This window comes from Zavarzinia sp. CC-PAN008, from assembly GCF_051903925.1.
Lineage (GTDB): Bacteria > Pseudomonadota > Alphaproteobacteria > Zavarziniales > Zavarziniaceae.
Genome location: NZ_CP173678.1, coordinates 1,094,575 through 1,115,643, shown reverse-complemented (window position 1 = coordinate 1,115,643; position 21,069 = coordinate 1,094,575). Strand labels below are relative to the sequence as shown.

Below are 21,069 nucleotides of genomic sequence, written 5' to 3'. Positions count from 1 at the left end.
CGACACACTGACCCTTTCAGCGGTACAGACTCTACAATACGTCGGTTTGGATTGAGCGCGATCAGACCGTGAACGATGCCTTTGCGGGCGAAATTGTTTGTCTACTGCACGCCTGTGGAGGGGCACCGCCTGCCCACGCCACCCCTGGTGCCAGCCCCCTATGCCATGGCGGGATGACAATGAGGTTGACCGACATCAAGGCGGCGCGCGCGAACTTGGCCAAGACTGGGGCACAGCCATGACAGCGCCACGATCCATCCTGGTCGCCGACGACCACCCCCTGTTCCGCGAGGCGGTGTGCCTGCGCCTGCGGGCGATGTTTCCCGATGCCGAGTTGCATGAGCGCGAGGACTTCCTGAGCGACGCCGCGACCCGCGCCCTGGACGGCGTCGACCTGGCCCTGGTCGACCTGTGCATGCCGGGTGTCGGCAGCGGTGCCGCCATCCGGCGCATTGTCGAGGCCTGCCCCGGGGGCAAGGTCGTCGTGATGTCCGGGCAGGACAATGCGCAGGAAGTCACCGCCGGCCTGCAGGCAGGGGCCAGGGGCTTCATCGCCAAGACGATGTCCCCCGACCAGTTCCGTGCCGCGCTGGCCGTCGTGGTGGCTGGCGGCACCTACGCGCCGACCAGCCTGATGCTCGCCCAGCCACCCGCCCCGCCGCCGACGGCCAGCCTGATGGCCCGCCTGACCCCGCGCGAGGGAGAGGTGCTGCGCCTGCTGATGCGCGGCGCGTCGAACAAGGAGATCTGCCGCGCGCTCTCGCTGGCGGAACCCACGGTGAAGCTTCACGTGAGTCAGGTCATGCGCAAGCTGGACGTGCGCAACCGCTCCGAGGCCGCCGTCAAGGGCGTCCAGGCGGGCCTGAGCCAGGCCGACGCGTGAACCCGGCGGCGCTTGCCAGGCGGCGCCCCCTCCCCTAGCTTGGCCACAGGCGGTGCCCCGCAAGGGGCCAAAAGGGAACGCAGTGCGGCCGGACCTCCCGAAGGAGGCACGGCCAATCCTGCGGCTGTACCCGCAACTGTAGGTGGGGAGCGTTCGCCGATCGATGCCACTGGGTCCAAAGGGCCTGGGAAGGCGCGGCGACCGTGACGATCCGCAAGCCAGGAGACCTGCCGCCTAAGTCGCCCATCGTCCGGCCGGGACCAGCCGGGGGAGCGGAACACCGTCGTGGCGACCCGATGGAGGGAGCTTGCCGTGACGGTTTTCGAACCCGTCCCGTTGGACGGACCACGCACATGATCATCAAGGAAGGGGCCCGGGGCCCGTCCCTGGTCGTGTGCAACACCTGCCGCGTGAGTGCCGCCGAGCGCGAGGATGCCGGTGGCCGGCGCGGCGGCGCCCTGCTGGCCGACGCCCTGCGCGACGCGGCGGCCACCCGGCCCGACGCCGTCGCGGTCGAGGAAATGGCCTGCCTGTTCGCCTGCCGCAGCCACTGCGTCGTGCACCTGCGCTGCCCGGGCAAGGTCGGCTATGTCCTGGGCCACTTCGCGCCCACAGCGGATGCGGCGCAGGCCCTGCTGGATTATGCCGCGCACTATGCGGCAAGCGCGCTGGGCATCGTCCCCTATGGCGACTGGCCCGACGGGGTGAAGGGCCACTTCCTGGTCCGCACGCCGCCGCAATCGGGCCTGCTGGCCGACGACCCGGCCTGACCACGCCCCACGGGGCGAACCGAATTCAATCAAGGACGACGACAATGGCAAAGATCCCGGCAACGGTGATCACCGGATTTCTTGGCGCGGGCAAGACGACGCTGATCCGTCATCTTCTGGGCCATGCCGGCGGGCGCCGCCTGGCCCTGATCATCAACGAGTTCGGCGATGTGGGCATCGACGGCGAAATCCTGAAGGCCTGCGGTGCCGAGACCTGCGCCGAGGACGACATCCTGGAACTGGCCAATGGCTGCATCTGCTGCACGGTGGCCGACGATTTCCTGCCGACGATCGAGGCGCTGCTGGCGCGGCCCAACCCGCCCGAGCACATCGTGATCGAGACCAGCGGGCTGGCCCTGCCCAAACCGCTGGTCAAGGCCTTCACCTGGCCCGGCATCCGCACCCGCACCACGGTCGACGGCGTCGTCGTCCTGCTGGACGCCGAGGCCGTCGCGGCGGGCCGCTTCGCCACGGACGAGGCAGCCCTGGCCGCCGCCCGCGCCGCCGATCCGTCGCTGGACCACGACAATCCGATCGAGGAGCTCTACGAGGACCAACTGGCCTGCGCCGACCTGGTCGTGCTCAACAAGACCGACCTGGTCGATGCCGCAACCCTGGCCAGGGTCGAGGCGGACGTGCGGGCCAGGGTGCGGGCCGGCGTCGGCATCACCCGGGCGGCCCATGGCGGCGTGCCGGTCGAGGTGCTGCTGGGCCTGGACGCAGAGGCGGAGGACGACCTGGCCGCGCGGCCGTCGCACCACGACGCGGAGGACGGCCACGACCATGACGACTTCGAATCCTTCATCGTCGACGGCGGGAACGCGCCGACCCCCCAGGCGCTGGCGGCGCTGGTGGGCCAGGTCATGGCGGCGCACGACATCCTGCGGGTGAAGGGCTTTGCCGCCGTTGCCGGCAGCCCGGCCCGCCTGCTGGTCCAGGCTGTCGGTCCCCGCGTCGAGCATTATTTCGACCGGCCCTGGCGCGCTTCGGAGAGCCGGCGCAGCGCCCTGGTCATCATCGGGCAGACGGGCCTGGACCGAACCGCCATCACGCAGGCACTGCAGGCCGGCCTCGCCGCCACCTGATGCACGGCAGGGCCGCTGCACCCCACGCTAGGGTGGCTGCCTTCAGCAATACCAACGCCCGACTGCAGAACCGGGATAGTCATTGATCTAAATCAAATCGCGCACGTCTGACCGCTTGGTCGGGCGGCGCGATGCCTGCGGCATGTGCTTGACGCACGGCTGGCCTGCCCCTTCTTGAGTCTTCAGACGGCCTTAATATTCGGCGTCCTACAACCCCTGCAGACGGGGTGTTCCATGTGTGGAACAAGGACAGGACCGACCAGCATGGACCAGCCGCTTGGGCCGGGGGTCGTCACGCTCAGCAGGAGCGAGACCATCCAGGATTGTGCACGACTTCAGGCTCAACTTGTTTCGGCTCTATCACAATACCGAGTGATAGAGATTGACGCCTCGGCCGTGGCCGAAGCGGACCTGACCCTGGTCCAGACCCTGATTTCCGCCCACCGCACCGCCGCCGAGAAGGGTGGCCGGCTCTGCGTGCGGGGCCCCCTTCCCGAAAACCTGGCCAGCATCCTGGAACGCGGTGGGTTCCTGCCCCGCGGGCTGGGGGCCGGCATCCCGTCCGGCGGCCTGTGGCCCCTGAACGACGCCGGCGACCGCCAGCCGACCCAGCCCGAAAGGACTGCCGCATGAAGACGATCCTGAGTGTCGATGACAGCGCCAGCATGCGCCAGATGGTCCGCCTGACCCTGTCCGGTGCCGGCTATTCCGTGGTCGAGGCAGGCGACGGGGCCGAGGGCCTGAAGGTCGCCCAGAGCAAGCCGGTCAACATGATCGTGACCGACCTCAACATGCCCGTGATGGACGGCCTGACCTTCATCCGCGAGGTCCGCAAGCTGCCAGCCTATCGCGGCGTGCCGATCCTGTTCCTGACAACCGAATCGGACGCCACGATCAAGCAGCAGGCCAAGGAGGCCGGCGCCACCGGCTGGATCACCAAGCCGTTCAAGCCGGAACAATTGTCGGCGGTGGTGAAGAAGGTCCTGGGCTGATGGGCTCGCCCGATCCCGCCGAGACGTTCCGCCAGGAAGCCGCCGAACTGCTGGAGCAGATCGAGCAGGACCTGCTGGACCTGGAACACGATCCCGCCAACCGCGAGCTGGTCGACCGCGCCTTCCGCGCGCTGCACACGCTCAAGGGTTCGGGCGCCATGTTCGGCTTCGAGCAGGTGGCCGAGTTCACGCACGACTTCGAGACCGCCTTCGACCAGATCCGCAAGGGCGTGGTCAGCGCCAGCCGCGACCTGGTCGGCGTGGCCCTGGCGGCCAAGGACCATATCCGCACCCTGATCCAGCGGCCCGAGGACGGCGACCCCGCCATCGGTGCTGCCATCCTGGGCGAGCTTCATGCCCTGATCGGGCGCGCCACCCCCGGCAGCGATATGCCCGCCGGCACCGCCGGGGAACCGGCGGAGCAGCCCGTAACCTGGCGCATCGCCTTTCGCCTGGCGCCCAATGTCCTGGTCAACGGGACCAATCCTCTGCTGCTGCTGGACGAGTTGCATGGCCTGGGCACCTGCACCCTGACGCCGGACATTTCTGGCATCCCCGCGCTGGACGGTTTGGAGCCGGATGCCCTGCACCTGGCCTGGTCCGGCCTGCTGACCACGACGCAGGGGCGCGACGCGATCGAGGACGTGTTCATGTTCGTGCGCGACGACATGGACCTGGTCCTGGAACCGCTGGCCGAGACCGCGGCGGACGCGGACGCGACGCCGGCCGCCAACGCGGTGGCACCCGCCGAAGGCCCGGCCGAGGCCAAGGCAGCGGAGCCCAGGGCGCCAGAGGCAAGGGCGACTGAGGCGAAGTCGGGAGAGGCGAAGTCGGGAGAGGCGAAGTCGGGGGAGGCGAAGTCGGGCGGCACGCTGCGCGTGCAGGCCGAGCGCCTGGACGAGCTGATGGACCGGGTGGGCGAACTGGTCATCGCCCAGGCCCGCCTGACCCAGATCGCGGGCGCCACGACCGACCTCAACATCAAGGCCGTGGCGGAGGAGATCGAGCGCCTGGTCTCGGGCCTGCGCGACACCACGATGGGCATCCGCATGGTGCCGATCGGGTCGCTGTTCGGCCGCTTCCGCCGCCTGGTCCACGACCTGTCGCGCGACCTGGGCAAGCAGGTCGAACTGGTCACGATCGGCGAGGAGACGGAACTCGACAAGACCATGGTCGAGCGCCTGGCCGATCCCCTGGTCCACCTGATCCGCAATGCGATCGACCACGGGCTGGAGGATGCCGCGACCCGGGCGACGGCGGGCAAGTCGGGCGGCGGGCGCATCCGCCTGATCGCCCGCTATTCGGGGGCCGAGGTGCTGGTCACCGTCGCCGACGACGGCCGCGGCCTGAACGCCGCCCGGATCCGGGCCAAGGCCGAGGAGGCGGGCCTGATCGCCCCGGGTGCCAAGCTGTCGGACGCGGAACTCTACCAGTTCCTGTTCCACCCCGGCTTCTCGACGGCCAAGGAGATTTCGGCGATTTCCGGCCGTGGCGTCGGCATGGACGTGGTGAAGCGCACGATCGAGGCGATGCGCGGCACGATCGACATGACGACCGATCCCGGCCGCGGCACGGAAGTCACCCTGCGCCTGCCGCTGACGCTGGCGATCATCGACGGCCTGCTGGTCCGCGTCGGTGCCGGCCGCTATGCTATTCCGCTGTCCTCGGTCGAGGAATGCGTGGAACTGGCGGCCGCCGACGATGTCGCCGGGCGTGGTTCCAGCTTCCTCAACATCCGCGAGGCCCTGGTCCCGTTCCTGCGCCTGCGCGAGATCTTCGCGACCGGCACGCCGGCCGAGCCGCACCAGAAGGTGGTGGTCGTCAGCTCCGGCGACCTGCGCGTGGGCCTGGTCGTGGATCAGATCATCGGCAGCCACCAGACGGTCATCAAGTCGCTGTCCAAGCTGCAGGCCGACGTCGAGACCTTCTCCGGCGCCACGATCCTGGGCGACGGCACCGTCGCCCTGATCCTGGACGTTGCCCACCTGGTCGAGCGCGGCCAGGCGCGGGAGGAACGCATCGCGCAGGCGGCACTCGACCGCGCCGCCCTGGAGACCCAGCCATGACCGAGACGAACGTCCTGGCCGAGCGCCAGGCGACCGACCTGCTGCCCGACTGGGGCGAGGTGCTGATGCTGGGCCTGGGTGGCGAGGTCTTCGCCCTGGACGCCCGCATCGTCCAGGAGATCCTGGACGTCGTCGCGGTGACCGAGGTGCCGGGCGCCCGGCCTTTCGTACGCGGCGTCATCAACGTCCGCGGCAAGGTGGTGCCCCTGGCCGACCTGCGCCTGCGCTTTGGCATGGCGGCGACGGAAGCCACGATCGACAGCCGCATCGTGGTGGTCGAGGTCGAGCTGGACGGCGATCCCACCCTGGTCGGCCTGCTGGCCGACAAGGTGTTCGAGGTGACCGGCCTGCCGCGCCAGACGCTGGAGCCGACGCCGCGCATCGGCATGCGCTGGAAGCCCGAATTCATCCGCTGTGTCGGTCGCTGGCGCGACCGCTTCGTGATCGTGCCGGACCTCGTCCGGATCCTTGCCTGATCCTTCCAGTCAATCTGCGTTCGATCCGGCCAGCCTGGCCAATCTGATCCCGTCGTCTACGGAGCCGTCATGTCGTTTCTCGACAATCTCAGCATCCCTCGCAAGCTCACCGTCCTCTTGAGCCTGCTCATCGTCTCGATCGGCGCCTCCTATGCCGTGATCTTCCTGAAGTCGTCGGAAATCGAGGAGACGACCCGGTGGACGGACCATACCGCGACAGTCATTTCTGAGACGAACCAGATCCTGCGCAGCATGATCGACCAGGAGACCGGCCTGCGTGGCTTCCTCCTCGCCGACTCCTCCGACTTCCTGGATCCATACCGCGCGGGCACCCAGACGTTTGACGCCGGTGTCGAAAAGGCGGCATCGCTGGTGGCCGACAATCCTGTCCAGGTCGCCCGTTTTGCGGAGATCAAGCGGCTCGGCCTGCAATGGCGCCAGGATGTGGCGGAACACGCCATCAATCTCATGCGCGACCCGCTGACCAAGGGCTCCGCCCGCGCGGTCGAGATCGAAGGCCGTGGCAAGGTCGCGATGGACGGCCTGCGCGCCAAGGTCCGCGAGATCATCGACGCGGAGATGGCGCTTCAGGCCTCCCGCTCCGAGGCGCAGGCCTCGGCTTTCTCGGTCACCCGCTGGGTGATCCTGGGTGGCCTGGCGACGACCATCCTGATCTGCCTGCTGGTCGGCCTTGGCCTTGCACGCTCCATCGGTCGCCCGATCACGGCGGCGGCAGCAAAGCTGGCCGCCCTGGCAACGCCCGTCGATACGGGCCGGCGCGATGAAGTGGGCCGGATGGAAGGCAGCATCGTCGCCGTCGAAGGCGCCTTCCAGGCCATTTCCACCACGCTGAAGGCGGTTGCCATCGGCGACCTGTCACAGCAGGTCGACCGCCAGTTTGGCGGCATGAGCCAGGGCGTGCTGGACGACATGCGCACCATGACCACGAATCTGAACGCAACCGCCAAGGTCGCGAACGAAATCGCTGCCGGGAACCTGGTGGTCCAGGCGAAGCGCGCGTCCGACAAGGACACGCTGGGCATCGCGCTGGAAACCATGCTGGCGAAACTGCGCGAGGTCGTGGGCGAATCCCTGCGCGCCGCCGAGAACGTCTCGTCCGGCAGCCAGGAATTGTCGTCCAGCTCCGAGGAGCTGTCGCAGGGTGCTACGGAGCAGGCGGCCTCGACCGAGGAGGCCTCCGCCTCGATGGAACAGATGGCCGCCAACATCAAGCAGAACGCCGAGAACGCCAGCCAGACCGAGAAGATCGCCCACCGCTCGGCCCAGGATGCCCAGGCCAGCGGCGAGGCGGTCAACCGCGCGGTCGACGCCATGCGCACCATCGCCGAGAAGATCACCATCGTGCAGGAGATCGCCCGCCAGACAGACCTGCTGGCGCTCAACGCGGCGGTCGAGGCGGCGCGCGCCGGCGAGCATGGCAAGGGCTTTGCCGTCGTGGCGTCCGAGGTTCGGAAGCTGGCCGAGCGCAGCCAGGCGGCGGCGACCGAGATCGGCGCCCTGTCCGGCGACACGGTGAAGGCCGCCCAGGCGGCGGGCGAGATGCTGGGCAAGCTGGTGCCGGACATCAAGCGCACGGCCGAACTGGTCGAGGAGATCAGTGCCGCCTGCCGCGAGCAGGATGCCGGCGCCAACCAGATCAACGCCGCGATCCAGCAGCTGGACAAGGTGACCCAGCAGAACGCCAGCGCGTCCGAGCAGATGTCGGCGACGAGCGAGGAACTGGCCGCCCAGGCCGAGCAGCTCCAGTCCAACATCGCCTATTTCCGCCTGAGCGATGGTGCCAGCTATCGCGCGGCCGCGGCCCCTGCCCCGTCGCCGGTGGCGCCACGCCCGATCCACACGGCATCGCGGCCGGTAGCGGCGGCGGCAAGGCCAGCGCCCAAGCCCAAGGCACGCCTGAACGGCCACGCCAAGGCGGGCTTCGCCTTCGACCTAAACGGGGCGGAGGACGCGCTGGACGCCGAGTTCCAGCGCCACTGATCCCCATCGGGGCGCATCCATCGGGGATGCGCCCCATCCCGCCCGACCCGGGCCGAGGAGTTCGTCATGAGAGTTTCCGTCAAGCTGAAGCTGGGTGCCGCCTTTGGCATCATCATCGCCATGTCGATGGCGGCCGGCGCGGTCGCGCTGAGCAGCCTGGGCAGCCTGAACGACACGGTCACCGAGGTGATCGATGTGCAGGCCAAGCAGGTCGAGTACGCGGGCCAGATCCGCGCCAACCTGCTGCTGGGCACGCGGGCGGAAAAGAACATGATCATGTCCTCCACGGCGGAGGACATCGCCAGCTTCAAGGCGCAGATGGAGGATGCGCGGCGCCAGACCGCCATCGCCATCGATGGCATGCGCACCGTCGCCGATGCCGAGGGGCAGGTCGTCCTTCAGGAACTGGCCCAGACCAACGACCAGCTGGTGAAGCTGCAGGACGAGATCGCGCGTGACGCCACGCTGAATTCCAGCGCCCGCGCCAGCACGATCATGTCGGGCGACGTCCGCGACGCGGTGGCCGACGCCCTGGCCGAACTGGGCAACCTGGGCGGCGCCCTGGACCAGCGCGCCGGGATGCCGGGCCAGCCCGAGGCCCGCCTGGGCGTCGAGCGCTTGCGCGGTGACATCATCGCCCTGCAATCGGCCCAGCGCCTGGCCATGCTGGAGGAAGACGCAAGCCAGTTGCCGCGCCACCTGAAGACCGTAGGCGAGCTCAGCGCCAGCCTGCGCCAGGCGATCGACGCCCTGCGTCCCGGCCTGGCCGCGATGGGCCTGGGCGCCAGCTTCGAGAAGGCGGCAAGCCGCCTGGCCACCTGGCAGACGGGGGTCGAGGAAGCCGCGACCGTCAATGCCGAGGGCGGCGACCTGAAGGCGGCAACCGTGTCGACGATCAATGCCCGCGACGTCCGCGCCGCGATGGACCAGCAGGTAGCCCGCCTGCTGCAGCTCAGTGCCGACGACATGCAGGCCGGGCAGGACCGCGCGGCCGAGAACTATGCCCAGGCGCGTACCGTCCTGCTGGGCGTGCTGCTGGCCTCCCTCGTTGTTGGCATCTGTGCCGCGCTGTGGCTGGCGATCGCGATCAGCCGTGGCCTGGGCCGGGCCGTGACCCTGGCCAACGCCGTAGCCAATGGCGACCTGAACCAGCAGATCGAGGTCAAGAGCGACGACGAGATCCGCGACCTGGTCAACGCCCTGAACGAGATGACGCACCGCCTGCGCAACATCGTGGGCGAGGTCAGCCGCGCGGCCGAGAACGTCTCGTCCGGCAGCCAGGAACTGTCATCCAGCTCCGAGGAGCTGTCGCAGGGTGCGACGGAGCAGGCGGCCTCGACCGAGGAGGCCTCCGCCTCGATGGAGCAGATGGCCGCCAACATCAAGCAGAACGCCGAGAACGCCAGCCAGACCGAGAAGATCGCCCACCGCTCGGCCCAGGATGCCCAGGCCAGCGGCGAGGCGGTCAACCGCGCGGTCGACGCCATGCGCACCATCGCCGAGAAGATCACCATCGTGCAGGAGATCGCCCGCCAGACCGACCTGCTGGCGCTCAACGCGGCAGTCGAGGCGGCGCGCGCCGGGGAGCACGGCAAGGGCTTTGCCGTCGTGGCGTCCGAGGTGCGCAAGCTGGCCGAGCGCAGCCAGGCCGCGGCGACCGAGATCGGCGCCCTGTCCGGCGACACGGTGAAGGCCGCCCAGGCGGCGGGCGAGATGCTGGGCAAGCTGGTGCCGGACATCAAGCGCACGGCCGAACTGGTCGAGGAGATCAGTGCCGCCTGCCGCGAGCAGGATGCGGGCGCCAACCAGATCAACGCCGCGATCCAGCAGCTGGACAAGGTGACCCAGCAGAACGCCAGCGCGTCCGAGCAGATGTCGGCGACGAGCGAGGAACTGGCGGCCCAGGCCGAGCAGCTCCAGTCCAACATCGCCTTCTTCCGCGTCGACGGCGCCCAGGCGGAGCGTGCACCCGCACCGCGCGCGGCGCGCCGCCCGGCCGCAGCGGCGGTGGCGGCGCCCCGCCAGGCGATCAAGACGGCGCGGCCCGCGGCCACTTCGCCGGCGCGCGGCAATGGCCGCATGAACGGCCAGGCCAAGGCGGGCTTCGCCTTCGACCTGTCCGGCGCGGAGGACGCGCTGGATGCCGAGTTCCAGCGCCATTGAACGCCCAGACAGACCGAACCGGGAGCCCGCAGCAATGGCCGACCTGACGCAGTACGTGACCCTGGGCGTCGACACGGACGTCTTCGCGATCCCCGTCGCCCAGGTGCAGGAGATCCTGGACCTGCGCCCGATGTCGCGCCTTCCCCACGCGCCGTCCTATGTGCGGGGCCTGATCGACGTTCGCGGCACGTCCGTCCCCGTGATCGACCTGCGTGCCCGCCTGGGCCTGGCCCCAGCGGAGGCGACGGCCGCGACCCGCATCCTGGTCCTGCAGGTGCCGGCGGGTGAGCGGGTGCTGGTCCTGGGCCTGATCGCCGACAGCGTGTTCGAGGTGACGGCGCTGGACGACGGGCGGCTGGAACCCCCGCCGGAGATCGGCAGCCGCTGGCGGCCAGAGATCATGGTGGGCCTGGGCCGCCGCGGCGCCGCCTTTGTCGTCGTCCTGGACGTCGCGCGGCTGATGGCAGCGGACGGCAGCGCCAGCCTGGCCGGCCTGGGAGCGGCGGCATGATGGCGGGCGATGACGTCGCCGACCGGCTGAGCGGCCGGTCGTTCCAGCGCCTGGCCACCCTGGTCGAGGGCGAGGTCGGCATCCGCCTGCCGCCGACAAAGCAGACGATGGTCGAGGGTCGCCTGCGCCGGCGCGTGCGCGAGCTGGGCCTGCCCGACCTGGATGCCTATTGCGACCTGATCTTTGACGGCGGCGCCAACGACGACGAGATGGTGCACCTGGTCGACGCGATCACGACCAACAAGACCGACTTCTTCCGCGAGCCGGAGCATTTCCAGATCCTGGCCACGACCGTCGTGCCCAACATCCTGGCGATGCAGGACCGCGCCGGGCCCAAGCGGCTGAAGGTGTGGAGTGCCGCCAGCTCCAACGGGGCGGAGGCCTATACGCTCGCCATGGTCCTGGCCGACCTGGCGCCCCGGATGGGCCGCTTCTCGTTCGCCGTGCTGGGCACCGACATCTGCACGACCGTGCTGGAGCAGGCGCGCAAGGCGATCTACCCCGCCGAGATGATGGCCCCCGTGCCGGAGGAGATGCGCCGCCGCTATGTCATGCGCGCCCGCGCCTCGACCCGGAACGAGGTGCGGATCGTGCCCGAGCTGCGGGCCAGGGCACGCTTCCAGCACCTGAACCTGATGGATCGGCGCTATCCCGTCGACACCGACGTGGACGTCATCTTCTGCCGCAACGTGCTGATCTATTTCGACAAGCCGCGCCAGGCCGCGGTCCTGAACACGCTGTGCAGCCACCTGCGGCCCGGCGGCTACCTGTTCCTGGGCCATTCGGAAACGGCGGCGGCGCAAGGTCTGGGCGGGGTGCGATCGGTGGCACCGACCGTGCTGCGGAAGATGGAGGCCTGAGCCATGGCGGTGCAGCCGATCCGGGTCCTGGTGGTCGACGATTCGGCAGCCGTGCGCCAGGTGCTGAGCGACATCCTGAACGCCGATCCCCTGATCCAGGTCATGGCCACGGCGCCCGATCCCTTCGTCGCCGTGCAGCGCATCCAGGCCGAGGTGCCGGACGTCATCGTCCTGGACATCGAGATGCCGCGCATGGACGGGCTGACCTTCCTGCGCCGGATCATGGCGCAGCGCCCGATCCCCGTCGTCATCTGCTCGTCGCAGACCGAGGCCGGGTCGCAGGCGATGGTGGCGGCCCTGGAGGCGGGCGCGGTCGAGGTGATAGCCAAGCCGCGGGTCGATACCCGCACCTTCCTTCTGGAGTCGGGTGTGCGCATCTGTGATGCGGTGCGTGCCGCGGCCGGCGCCACGGCCAGTGTCGGTCGCCGCCAGGCCGCGCGCAGCCGCCCGGTGGAAAAGAAGCTGACCGCCGACGCCGTCCTGCCGCCGGCGGCTCCCAGCCGGGTGGCGCTGCAGCGCACCACGGAACGGGTCGTCTGCATCGGCGCCTCCACCGGCGGGACCGAGGCGCTGCGCGACGTGCTGCAGGCGCTGGACACCGACTGCCCCGGCGTCGTCATCGTCCAGCACATGCCCGAGAAGTTCACCCTGGCCTTTGCCCGGCGCCTGGACGGCCTGTGCCGGATTGCGGTCAAGGAGGCGGAGGACGGCGACCAGGTGGTGCCCGGCCGCGCCCTGATCGCGCCCGGCAGCCACCACCTGGTGTTGCAGCGGCTGGGCACCCAGTACCGTGTCGCCCTGAAGCAGGGGCCGCTGGTGTCCCGCCACCGGCCATCGGTCGACGTGCTGTTCCGCTCCGCCGCCCAGGCCGCGGGGCCCAACGCGCTGGGCATCATCATGACCGGCATGGGCGACGATGGCGCCCGCGGCCTGGCCGAGATGCGCAAGACCGGGGCCCGCACCCTGGCCCAGGACGAGGCGACCTGCGTCGTCTTCGGCATGCCGGGCGAGGCCATCGCCCTGGGGGCCGTCGACCGCGTCCTGCCCCTTCACGCGATCGCCGGCGAGATCGCCGCCCTGCGCGCGTCGGCCGCCGCATGAGTGGCGACCTGCAGATCCGCCTGGATCACCTGGCGCTGGACCTGCGCGCGGTTGCGCGCGGGGTCGAGGAGCGATTCCTGCGCAGCGGCGAGGTCCTGGGCCCCCTGGTCGACGTCCTGGGCCGCCTGACCCGCCTGTTCGAGGACCTGCCGGCGACGCTGGACACGCCCGAGCTGGGCCAGGCCCTGGCCACGCTGGAACATCTGGCGCAGGAGGCCGACGCCATGGCCAGTGCCCTGGTGCGCGAGCGCGAGGCGCTGACCGGCCTGGTCGCCCTCAACCGCGTGGCGGGCAAGCGCATCGCCCAGCTGCGCGCCACGATGGGCCTGATCGGCATGCTGGCGTTCAATGCGCGGCTGGCCGTGTCGCAGTCGGGCCTGGCGCAGCAGGGCCTGGTCGAGTTCGTGAACGAGATCATCCGCCTGGCCCGCAATGCCCAGGCGACGGTCGACCGCTATGGCGAGGATCACGAGCGGCTGTCCGGCCTGCTGGCCGGGGCCGCGGACGGCCTTGGCCGGTTCGAGGCCGAGCATGGCCGCACGCTGCGCAGCATTTCGGGCGCCCTGGCCCAGAATGCGGCCCAGGTGACGGAACGCCGGCGCCAGGCTGTCGACGGCGCTGGCGCCATCGGCGCCCGTGCCCGCCACCTGGGCGACGGCGTGGCCCGCGCGGTCATGGTGCTGCAGATCGGCGACATCACGCGCCAGCGCCTGGAGCATGTCGACACGGCGCTGAGCGACCTGGCCCAGGTCCTGGGCGGGGAGGGCAGCGAGGAGGCCTGGTCCCAAGGCCTGGACGGCGACGCGCGCCAGGCCGTGGTCGCGGCGCTGTGCGGACTGCAGGCAGCCCAGATCGAGCCCTGCCGCGCCGAGCTGGCGCGCGAAGTGACCGGCCTGGAGGAGGCGCTGGGCGCCCTGGTGGCGGAGGTGACGGACCTGCTGGCGCTGGGCGCCGCCACCTATGGCGGTGGCGAGCGCCGCGGCGAAAAGCAGGCCCAGTCCATCCTGGCCGAGGTCGAGGGCCGGATGCGCCAGACGGGCGAGATGATCGACCGCTACCTGGCCGAACGCGACCAGCTGGACCGGGTGGGTGGCGAACTGGCCGGCGCCCTGGCCGCGCTGATGGACCAGGTCGCGACCGTGCGCCGGATCGAAACCGACATGCGCCTGGTCGGCCTGAACACCACCCTGCGCTGCGGTCGCCTGGGCGACGAGGGTCGCGCCCTGCGGGTCATCGCGCAGGAATTGCGGCGCTATGCCAACCAGACCATCGTCGACGCGGAGGGCCTGGTCGGCGCCCTGCGCCAGGTGGCCGACGCCTCCGCCGCCCTGGGCCGCGACCGCACCGCCGGCACCGGCACCACCGGGGCCGGCCTGCGCGCCGCCATCGGCGGCGCCATCGCCGCCTTCCGCGACAACGGCGCGGCGCTGGACGGCGCGCTGGGCGCCCTGCTGCACGACGGGCAGCAGACGCAGGCCGCGCTGGCCGACATTGCGGCCCACCTGGCCGACGATCGCGGCCTGGATGCGACGCTGGTGCGCGCGGCCGCCGACCTGCGTGCGATCGAGACCCTGGCCGCAGGTGCCCCCGCCGACCTGGTCCAGGCCCGCGTCACCCTGTTCGGCGAGACGCGCAGCTACACCATGGCCAGCGAGCGGGCCGTCCACAGCACCTTTGCCGGGGGCGGCGATGCCGCGGACAGCGACGCGGACGTCGACCTTGAAGACCTTCTGTTCTAGCAGCGCCCGGCGCAGCGGAGAGATGTAACATGGCACGTATCCTGGTGATCGACGATCAGGAGTCGGTGCGCACCATGGTCTGTACGCTCCTGGCGGCGGCCGGGCACGACCCCGTGGCCGTCGCCAGCGGGACGCTGGCGCTGCGCCTGCTGAACCGCGGCTTCGACCTGGTGGTGACGGACGTGATGATGCCGGAAATGGACGGCCTGGAGCTGCTGCGCCACCTGCGCGCCCGCGACCCGGACCTGCCCGTCCTGGTGATGAGCGCCGGCTGGAACAACCCGCACATCAACGTGCTCAACATCGCGGCCAAGCTGGGCGCCCATGCCACGGTGCCAAAAGCCGACCTGCGCGAGCAGCTGCTGCACCGGGTGCACGACTTGCTGGAGGCCCGCGCCGGGGCCAGCGCCTGAATCGAGGGGGGCGCTGTGACGCCGGTCGCTCCGCCCGTCGCGGACCCGGTGTAGACACGCACCAGCGGAAGCGAGGTCCCATGAGCGAGATCGAGAGCACGGACAAGGCCAACCTGATCATCCTGCGCCAGGCCCTGGTGAACTATCGGCGCAAGCTGGCGGCGGACATGGTCGCTTCGCCCGCGCTGGTGCAGAAGCAGATGATCGCCAGCGCCACGCAGATGCGCGACGTGCAGGCCGATATCGAGATGATCGACCGCGCCTTGGCCGACGAAGCCGCCCTGGCCCGCCAGGGTTGAGCCGTCTCAGACCAGGAATGACAGCGTGTAGAGCGCCTTGTCGTTGTTGGCCAGGATGACGGTCTTGCCCGCCATGCGGAAGGCGGGGCCGGGGCCTTCGTGCGGGCGCAGGCGGTATTCAACGCGCGCCGCCCACAGCGTGTCGTCACGCGGACTGCTTTCAAAGATCAGCACGTTGGCCGTGGCGATCACGTCGCCCTGCCGCTCGTCCAGCAGCATGACGTTCGACACCAGGCGCACGAGGCGCGACGGCGGCATCTGGCTGAAGCGCCGGCCCGACTGCAATTGCCGCACGCGCAGCGCGATGCGCGAGCGGTTGTCATAGATGATCGACATCTCCACTTCGGGATCGCCGCCGTCGCCATTGGCGGGCACCCAGTAGACGGCATCGTCGGTCCAGAGTGCCTCCCACGCGTCATAGGCATGGGTGTCGGCCAGGCGCGCCTCGTGGTGGATGAAGGCCTGTACCGCCGTCAGTAGGGCGGCACGGCGCATGGCGTCCTGCTCGGTCTGGGCTTCCGGCGCCGGCATCACGGCTGCTCCATCAGCTGACGCCAATGGCGCCAGATCCCGCGGGAGGGAACCTCGTCCGTCGCGTGACCGACGCGAAAGCCATCGTCGTCCAGGCGTTCGCGGTGGCGGCCGCGGCCCAGGTACAGGGTTTCGGGGGCATGGGCCTGGACGCCCCGATGGCTGCGCTCGTACATCGCCGCGTCGTCCGCCAGCAGCAGGCCGGCGGGCCCGACCGATCCCATGGTCTGCTGGCGCAGGCGCCGGTTGAGGTCGGGCGCGCCCTTGAACTGCAGGGCGGTGACATGCTGCACCGTGTCGTCCACCGCCAGCGGCTGCAGCACGAAGATCTGGATCTCCGCGATGAACAGGTTGGGAAAGATCATCACGTGCGGCGTGCCGTCGATCATGATGCGGTCCGCCTCGCGTGCGCCGTGGGCTTGGCGCATCGCCGCGGCATAGCCCGGCAGCCGCGCCTCGGTCGTGCCGAACCAGGCCAGCGGGCGGCCCTGACGGCGGAACTCGGGGCGCAGGTCGATCTCGGTATGGCCATTGCCATAGTCGCGGGCCACCGCCGTCGACTGGGCCCCGTAGAGCGCGCCGATGCCACTCTCGGCCACGTTGAAGATCGAGGCATGGACAAAGGCGGGGTGATAGCCGTCGGTCTCGTTCTCCAGCACGAACTTCCAGTTGGCCTTGACCCGGTGCTGGAGGAACCCGGCCGTGACCTCCACCTCCCCTTCCGGCGAGGTCGCGGCCAGGCGATCCAGCGTTTCGGCCGCACCGCCCAGGTGCTCGGCCAGGTCGGGGCCCTCCGCCGCCAGCGAACCAAAGACGAAGCCGCGATGGCTGGCGACCCGCGGCACCTGCGCCAGGCCCAGCTCGGACGCCGGCACGCGATCGTCATAGCCGTCGGCAAAGGCCCGGCCGATCAGCGCCCCGTCGCTGCCGAAGGTCCAGGAATGGAACGGGCAGGTGAAGCTGCGCGCCTGGCCCCGGGGCGTGACGCAGAGCTGGTTGCCGCGATGGGGGCAGCGGTTCAGCAGGAGCCGCACCCGGCCCTGGCCGTCGCGCGTCATCAGGATGGATTGCGGGCCGATCGACTTCTGCACGAAGTCGTGCGGCTGCGCGATCTCGCTCTCGTGCCCGACATAGACCCAGGTGCGGTACCAGATCCGCTCCAGCTCGCGCTCGAAGAGCAGCGGATCGCGATAGGCATCGCCATGGACCCGATCGGGCTGCACCAGCCTGTCCCAGTCCTGCGCCGCCTGACCCCGGAAGTTCGCCTGCATCGCCCGCACCAATATCAAACCGGATGTCCGGTTTTATGTCAGACGGGCGTCAAGGACAAGCGGCGGCCTTGACTCGGCCAAAGCGAACAAAGTACGAACAATACGACTACGGATGGTCGATCAGGGAGTTCGCGATGGCCCTCAGCCTCAATGCCTATCTCACCTTTGACGGCAATTGTGCCGAGGCATTCGCCTTCTATGCCCAGGCGACTGGCGGCGCCGTCCTTGGCGTCATGCGTTTCGGCGACAGCCCGCCCGAAGAAGGCTACGAGATGCCGGCCGAGCATCGCGACCTGGTCATGCACGCGGCCCTCCGGATCGGCGACAGCGTCCTGATGGGGTCGGATGCACTGCCCGACCAGCCGGAAAAGCGCCAGGGCTTCTCCGTCTCGATCCAGACGACCGAGACGGCGGAAGCCGAGCGCATCTTTGCCGCGCTGGCGGACGGCGCGAGCGTCACCATGCCCTTGGCCGAGACCTTCTGGGCGTTGCGCTTCGGCATGCTGACCGACCGCTTCGGCACGCCGTGGATGGTCAACTGCGCGCGGCCGACGGACTGTGCCGCGGCGGGGTGACGGAGACGATCCGCAGGACCCGCTCGGCCCCGCTGCGGTCGGGCCACAGGATCGTGGCGCCCTTGGCCAGGCCGATCAGGGCCGCACCAATGGGCGTCAGGATCGAGATGCGGCCGGCATCGATGTCGGCCTCCTGCGGCCAGGCCAGTTGCACCGTGCGCGTCACGCCGGACCCTTCGTCCAGGTATTCGACGGTCGCCCCCATGCTGACCGTGTTGCGCGGCAGGCTGGCTGCGGCGTGGATCACCGCGCGGTCGATCTCGCCCAGCAGCTGCTCGGCCAGGACAGGGGCGGTCTGCTCGATCGACAGGGCCAGGCCCGAGAGGGCGTCGGCTTCCTGGTCGATCAGGTGGATGGCGGGGCGACGGGCGCGGTTGGCCCGGGAAGCAACGGTCATGATGACAATCCGGAATACGGGTCGCCAGACGGCGCGCGGCCGCCCGGTGACGGGACTCGACGACACACTGGATGGAAAAGGCGGTCCCCGGACTTCGCCGGCGACACGACCCGTCACGAAGCCGGGCTAGAAGCCCGCGATCAGATGCCCCGTCCGGCGGCGCGCCGGGGCGGCGGCCGGGGGCTGAATGGCGACGTGACTGCGCATGGGCGGATGATCGTCGCCCCCCGGCCGTCTGTCAAATCGCGGCGCCCCGCGCGCAGCCTCAGCGCCCCGCCATCAGACGCGGCAGGTCGGCCAGGAAGGCGGCCCGGACGGCAGGACCCAGGGGCTGCGCCATCGGCGTGTCGTCGTTGCGGAAGCGGGCAAAGACGATGGTCCGCGTGCCCTGGCTGGCCCAGCCGACGAACCAGCCCAGCGGCCGGTCCCGGTCGCGCCCGCCATCGGGCAGACGGCGCCAGTGCGTCCCGGTCTTGCCCTGCACGGACCAGTTCCCCGCGGTGAAGCGGGGCAGGATCGCCCGCGTGCCGGCCATCGCCTGGGCGGAGACGGGCAGGCTGCCCGCCAGCAGGCGCTGCAGGAAGGCGACCTGCTCGTCGGGCGAGATTTCCAGCGACGACGCCAGCCACGCATGGGTCAGGCCGTCGCCGCGCCCGGCTGTGCCACGCACGTCCCGATTGCCATAGCCCAGCGCATCGACATAGCGGGCGAAGCGCTCCGCCCCCAGGCGCCGGGTGATCTCGCGCGAATACCACAGGACGGAATCGCGCTCCCACACCATGGGATCGACGGTCCGCCGGTCACGCGCCGGGGCCGCCATGTCGGCGCGGTAGTCCCAGCGCGGATGCGCAGCGTCGACCAGGATCCCGGCGTCGAAGCCCATCACCGCCAGCGGCACCTTGAAGGTCGACGCCGGCGTGAAGCGCTGGTCGCAGGCGCCCTCGCGCAGCAGCACGGCGCCGCTGCCCGCCTCCTGGATCAGGGTGCAGGACGGGCCGGCCCGGGCCGCCGCCGATGCAAGCAGGACCAGCAGCGCAGCCGCCACCGCGCCGCGCAGGAACGCCGCCCTCACCCCGCGGCCGCGTCGTCGGGGGTGAACACCTCCTCCGGCTCGCGCAGGCCGCGCAGGACGTGGAAGCCCAGCGAGCGCAGTCCGCCATCATGGGCATCGGCAAAGGTGTGGGAGGCCAGCACCGGATGGCCCAGCACCTTGCACAAGCCCTCGATCCGGGCGGCGGCGTTCACGGCCGGGCCGATCACGGTGAAGTCCAGCCGGTTGGGGCCACCGATATTGCCATAGACGACATCGCCCAGGTGCAGGCCGACGCCGGCCCGCAGGTCGAAGGCGGGGTCCAGCTGCGCGGTGTCGATCGCGGCGATCTGCGCCAGGCCGGATCGCGCGGCCGCCAGCGCCGCCCGGGCGGCCGCGCGGTCGCCCGCAAGACCGGTCGGGAAGATCGCCAGGACGCCGTCGCCCATCAGCTTCAGGACCTCGCCCCCGTGGCGCTCCACCGCGTCGGTCAGGCACTCGAAATACTGGTCCAGCAGCCCGATGACCGTGGGCGCCGCCTGGCTGTCCGACAGGCGCGTGAAGTTGCGCATGTCGGCGCACAGCAGCGCCGCGCGGATCGACTGCCCCTCCCCCCGCCGGACGGAGCCGGCCAGCACCTCGCGCCCGGCATTGGCGCCCAGGTACAGCGACAGGACCGTCTGCGCGATCTCGTGCCGCACCTCGATGTCGAAGCGCAGCGCCAACAGCGGGCGCACCATTTCCAGCCGCGCCAGCTGGGCATCGCTGAAGCCGCCCGGCGCCCGCGTCGTCCACGAGATGAACGAGCGCCGACCAAAGGTCATGTCCAGCGGCCGGATCAGATAATCGGTCGCGCCCTCCGCCCGCAGGTCGGTCAGTACCGGATAGGGATCGGGCGCGGTCGTCTGTTCCAGCTGGTAGCGAAAGCCGGGATTGCCCCGGTGGATCGCCGCCACGGGACTCAGCACGTAGTCGTCCAGCGCCTCTGCGCCGCGGGCGCGGCCGCGCACCTCCACGCCCTGGCCGTCGGTCCAGCGGAAGGTGCGCGCGAACAGCTCCGGATGGATCGCCATCACGGCGCTGGACACCCGCCACAGGGGGACGCCTTCGGCTCGCAGCTGCTCGCCCACCTGGGCGATCAGGCGCTCGATGCCGTGGGTGTTGCCGCCATGGTCGACCAGCCAGGCGGGAAACCCGTCCTGGCCATATGTCCGAGCAGGAGACTCCTTGATCTCAGGGTGCGGTTCTGCCATTTGAAGGATAATAGTTGAGCGCCAAGCCAGGACTTACCATGTTCATCCAGACCGAGACTACCCCCAACCCCGCGACCTTGAAATTCCTGCCGGGTCGGGACGTGCTGGAGCAGGGCACGGTCGACTTCCCCAGCCTCGAGGCGGCGCAGCGCTCGCCGCTGGCCCGCCGCCTGTTCCAGGTCCAGGGCGTCACCCGCGTATTCTTCGGCTCGGACTTCATCACCGTGACCAAGGACGAGGGTGAGTGGCAGCACATCAAGCCCGCCATCCTGGGCGTGATCATGGAGCATTTCACCTCGGGCGCCCCCCTGCTCGAGGAAGGCACCAAGGCGATCGGCGAGCAGGCGGACGCCGATGATGACGAGATCGTCTCGCAGATCAAGGAACTGCTGGACACCCGCGTGCGCCCGGCCGTCGCCCAGGACGGTGGCGACATCGTCTTCCACGGGTTCGAGGATGGCGTCGTCCTGCTCCATATGCAGGGCGCCTGCTCCGGATGCCCGTCGTCGACCGCCACGCTGAAGATGGGCATCGAGAACATGCTGCGCCACTACATCCCCGAGGTACAGGAAGTGCGCGCCATCTGACGCAGCGCAACACCGCGCAGGTCCGCCAGGCCTTAGTTTGGCCGGCCTAAGCCTTTGATTTGGACC

The 21,069-nt window shown here is 70.1% G+C and carries 22 protein-coding genes and 1 riboswitch; of the genes, 17 read left to right on the top strand and 5 right to left on the bottom strand.

Going from position 1 to position 21,069, the window contains the following annotated elements; genetic code table 11:
- The first annotated feature begins 238 nt into the window (after positions 1-238).
- The 15 genes from ACI6GS_RS05450 to ACI6GS_RS05380 all read left to right on the top strand — a co-directional run bounded on the left by ACI6GS_RS05450 (position 239) and on the right by ACI6GS_RS05380 (position 15,359).
- Entirely contained in the window at positions 239-883 is a 645-nt protein-coding gene (locus tag ACI6GS_RS05450; protein ID WP_439816770.1) for a LuxR C-terminal-related transcriptional regulator, read from the top strand.
- Positions 884-916: 33 nt separating this feature from the next.
- A riboswitch (cobalamin riboswitch) is annotated at positions 917-1,132 on the top strand.
- A 104-nt stretch (positions 1,133-1,236) separates the two neighbouring features.
- Positions 1,237-1,653, top strand: a complete 417-nt coding sequence (locus ACI6GS_RS05445; RefSeq protein WP_439816769.1) for a DUF1636 domain-containing protein — start codon at positions 1,237-1,239, stop codon at positions 1,651-1,653.
- Positions 1,654-1,697: 44 nt separating this feature from the next.
- A complete protein-coding gene (gene cobW, locus ACI6GS_RS05440) occupies positions 1,698-2,738 on the top strand; it encodes a cobalamin biosynthesis protein CobW (protein ID WP_439816768.1) in 1,041 nt (346 codons plus the stop codon).
- Positions 2,739-2,972: 234 nt separating this feature from the next.
- Complete coding sequence (locus ACI6GS_RS05435) at positions 2,973-3,371, top strand: STAS domain-containing protein (protein WP_439816767.1); 399 nt, start codon at positions 2,973-2,975, stop codon at positions 3,369-3,371.
- The gene (locus ACI6GS_RS05430) at positions 3,368-3,730 is read left to right on the top strand and encodes a response regulator (RefSeq protein WP_439816766.1); all 363 of its coding nucleotides are present in this window, start codon (positions 3,368-3,370) and stop codon (positions 3,728-3,730) included. The genes ACI6GS_RS05435 and ACI6GS_RS05430 overlap by 4 nt, the downstream gene beginning before the upstream one ends.
- A complete protein-coding gene (locus ACI6GS_RS05425; RefSeq protein ID WP_439816765.1) occupies positions 3,730-5,796 on the top strand; it encodes a chemotaxis protein CheA in 2,067 nt (688 codons plus the stop codon). The genes ACI6GS_RS05430 and ACI6GS_RS05425 overlap by 1 nt, the downstream gene beginning before the upstream one ends.
- Entirely contained in the window at positions 5,793-6,272 is a 480-nt protein-coding gene (locus tag ACI6GS_RS05420; RefSeq protein ID WP_439816764.1) for a chemotaxis protein CheW, read from the top strand. Before ACI6GS_RS05425 ends, ACI6GS_RS05420 begins: the two co-directional genes overlap by 4 nt.
- Before the next feature lie 69 nt (positions 6,273-6,341).
- Entirely contained in the window at positions 6,342-8,273 is a 1,932-nt protein-coding gene (locus ACI6GS_RS05415; RefSeq protein ID WP_439816763.1) for a methyl-accepting chemotaxis protein, read from the top strand.
- A 66-nt stretch (positions 8,274-8,339) separates the two neighbouring features.
- Positions 8,340-10,436: a HAMP domain-containing methyl-accepting chemotaxis protein gene (locus ACI6GS_RS05410; RefSeq protein ID WP_439816762.1), complete on the top strand. Its 2,097-nt coding sequence runs from the start codon at positions 8,340-8,342 to the stop codon at positions 10,434-10,436.
- Between the two features lie 34 nt (positions 10,437-10,470).
- Positions 10,471-10,947, top strand: a complete 477-nt coding sequence (locus ACI6GS_RS05405) for a chemotaxis protein CheW (protein ID WP_439816761.1) — start codon at positions 10,471-10,473, stop codon at positions 10,945-10,947.
- A complete protein-coding gene (locus ACI6GS_RS05400; protein WP_439816760.1) occupies positions 10,944-11,807 on the top strand; it encodes a CheR family methyltransferase in 864 nt (287 codons plus the stop codon). Before ACI6GS_RS05405 ends, ACI6GS_RS05400 begins: the two co-directional genes overlap by 4 nt.
- Positions 11,808-11,810: 3 nt before the next feature.
- Positions 11,811-12,908 (top strand): protein-glutamate methylesterase/protein-glutamine glutaminase, encoded by a 1,098-nt coding sequence (locus tag ACI6GS_RS05395; RefSeq protein ID WP_439816759.1) that lies wholly within the window; start codon positions 11,811-11,813, stop codon positions 12,906-12,908.
- Positions 12,905-14,647 (top strand): hypothetical protein, encoded by a 1,743-nt coding sequence (locus tag ACI6GS_RS05390; protein WP_439816758.1) that lies wholly within the window; start codon positions 12,905-12,907, stop codon positions 14,645-14,647. Before ACI6GS_RS05395 ends, ACI6GS_RS05390 begins: the two co-directional genes overlap by 4 nt.
- Positions 14,648-14,676: 29 nt before the next feature.
- Positions 14,677-15,060 (top strand): response regulator, encoded by a 384-nt coding sequence (locus ACI6GS_RS05385; RefSeq protein ID WP_439816757.1) that lies wholly within the window; start codon positions 14,677-14,679, stop codon positions 15,058-15,060.
- An 80-nt stretch (positions 15,061-15,140) separates the two neighbouring features.
- Positions 15,141-15,359 carry a hypothetical protein gene (locus ACI6GS_RS05380; protein ID WP_439816756.1) on the top strand — a complete coding sequence of 73 codons (219 nt, stop codon included), beginning with the start codon at positions 15,141-15,143 and terminating at the stop codon, positions 15,357-15,359.
- Positions 15,360-15,365: 6 nt separating this feature from the next.
- Here ACI6GS_RS05380 and ACI6GS_RS05375 read toward each other — a convergent pair whose 3' ends face one another.
- Positions 15,366-15,890 (bottom strand): aromatic-ring-hydroxylating dioxygenase subunit beta, encoded by a 525-nt coding sequence (locus ACI6GS_RS05375; protein WP_439816755.1) that lies wholly within the window; start codon positions 15,888-15,890, stop codon positions 15,366-15,368.
- Positions 15,890-17,161: an aromatic ring-hydroxylating oxygenase subunit alpha gene (locus ACI6GS_RS05370; RefSeq protein ID WP_439816754.1), complete on the bottom strand. Its 1,272-nt coding sequence runs from the start codon at positions 17,159-17,161 to the stop codon at positions 15,890-15,892. The genes ACI6GS_RS05375 and ACI6GS_RS05370 overlap by 1 nt, the downstream gene beginning before the upstream one ends.
- Positions 17,162-17,295: 134 nt before the next feature.
- Between ACI6GS_RS05370 and ACI6GS_RS05365 the strand changes: the two genes are divergently transcribed.
- Positions 17,296-17,736: a VOC family protein gene (locus ACI6GS_RS05365; protein WP_439816753.1), complete on the top strand. Its 441-nt coding sequence runs from the start codon at positions 17,296-17,298 to the stop codon at positions 17,734-17,736.
- Here the strand turns inward: ACI6GS_RS05365 and rnk are convergent.
- The 3 genes from rnk to ACI6GS_RS05350 all read right to left on the bottom strand — a co-directional run bounded on the left by rnk (position 17,696) and on the right by ACI6GS_RS05350 (position 20,416).
- The gene (gene rnk, locus ACI6GS_RS05360) at positions 17,696-18,133 is read right to left on the bottom strand and encodes a nucleoside diphosphate kinase regulator (RefSeq protein WP_439816752.1); all 438 of its coding nucleotides are present in this window, start codon (positions 18,131-18,133) and stop codon (positions 17,696-17,698) included. The two genes, ACI6GS_RS05365 and rnk, sit on opposite strands and share 41 nt — an antisense overlap.
- A gap of 265 nt (positions 18,134-18,398) precedes the next feature.
- Positions 18,399-19,190, bottom strand: coding sequence for a class D beta-lactamase (gene blaOXA, locus ACI6GS_RS05355; protein WP_439817933.1), 792 nt, complete (start codon positions 19,188-19,190; stop codon positions 18,399-18,401).
- Positions 19,191-19,201: 11 nt separating this feature from the next.
- Positions 19,202-20,416, bottom strand: coding sequence for an adenylate/guanylate cyclase domain-containing protein (locus ACI6GS_RS05350; RefSeq protein WP_439816751.1), 1,215 nt, complete (start codon positions 20,414-20,416; stop codon positions 19,202-19,204).
- A 38-nt stretch (positions 20,417-20,454) separates the two neighbouring features.
- Here ACI6GS_RS05350 and ACI6GS_RS05345 point away from each other — a divergent pair, with 38 nt between their 5' ends.
- The gene (locus tag ACI6GS_RS05345) at positions 20,455-21,003 is read left to right on the top strand and encodes a NifU family protein (protein WP_439816750.1); all 549 of its coding nucleotides are present in this window, start codon (positions 20,455-20,457) and stop codon (positions 21,001-21,003) included.
- Positions 21,004-21,069: the final 66 nt, after the last annotated feature.